Source organism: Nocardia lijiangensis NBRC 108240 (genome assembly GCF_001613045.1).
GTDB classification, from domain to species: domain Bacteria; phylum Actinomycetota; class Actinomycetes; order Mycobacteriales; family Mycobacteriaceae; genus Nocardia; species Nocardia lijiangensis.
In genome coordinates this window covers 36,305-37,160 of sequence record NZ_BDBP01000016.1, presented here as the reverse complement: position 1 = coordinate 37,160, position 856 = coordinate 36,305, and the positions used below count along the sequence as shown (strand labels likewise).

The window sequence follows — 856 nt, the reverse complement described above, 5'->3', positions numbered from 1 at the left end:
GAACAACGACCGGGTGGGCGACTTGCCCACCCGGTCGTTCTCGCTAGACCGACAGCGCTCGAGCGCAGTGATCGCGGATCAGCTGGCCTATTGCTTGGCAATTCGCATCGATGAAGAAATGACCGCCCGGAAATGGTCTCGCTGAGAAGCTTCCAGAGGTGTGCGAGCCCCATGCCTCGATTTGCGCGAGACTCGCATCGGGATCACGATCGCCGACAATCGCGACGATAGGGCTGCTGACCATCGCGTCCGTACCGCACTCGTAAGTCTCGATGGCTCGGTAGTCGTTCCTGACGATAGACAGGATCAGCTCTCGAAATTCGGGATCCTCGAGCAGCGCCGCCGGTGTACCGCCGAACTGCAGTAGGTGCTCACACAGTTCTCGATCGCTCAGCAGATGAATTCGCAGCTCAGGTGGCGCCGCCGAAGGCGCGCGCCGACCGGAGGCGAACAGGACCCTCGCGCTCGCTCCCACTTCGTGCTCGAGCCGCCTGCAGGCCTCGAAAGCCACGACAGATCCCATGCTGTGCCCGAATATGGAGAAATTCTCGGCGTCCTCGACCGCTTCTATCAGCTCGGGAAGCAGGCCGTCGACGAGGCTTGAAATGCTACCCACGAGCGGTTCATGCCTTCTGTCTTGTCGTCCCGGATACTGGACAGCGAGAACGTCGTATTCGGATCCGATGCACTTGGCCAATGGTCCGAAAGAGAGGGCGGAGCCGCCGGCGTGCGGAAAGCAGAACAACTTGTGGGACCCATCCCCGGGGGAGGGGGACAGGCGACGTAGCCAGCTATTACCCATGGGGCGGGAAGCCTTTCGTTATGGCATGGATACGCACCACCGCCGGATGCCGGC

Annotated in this window: 1 protein-coding gene; it reads right to left on the bottom strand. The window is 61.6% G+C overall.

The window, feature by feature from the left end; all coding sequences use genetic code 11:
* Nucleotides 1–43: 43 nt before the first annotated feature.
* A complete protein-coding gene (locus tag NL1_RS06540; RefSeq protein WP_067835406.1) occupies nt 44–802 on the bottom strand; it encodes a thioesterase II family protein in 759 nt (252 codons plus the stop codon).
* Between the last annotated feature and the right edge of the window lie 54 nt (nt 803–856).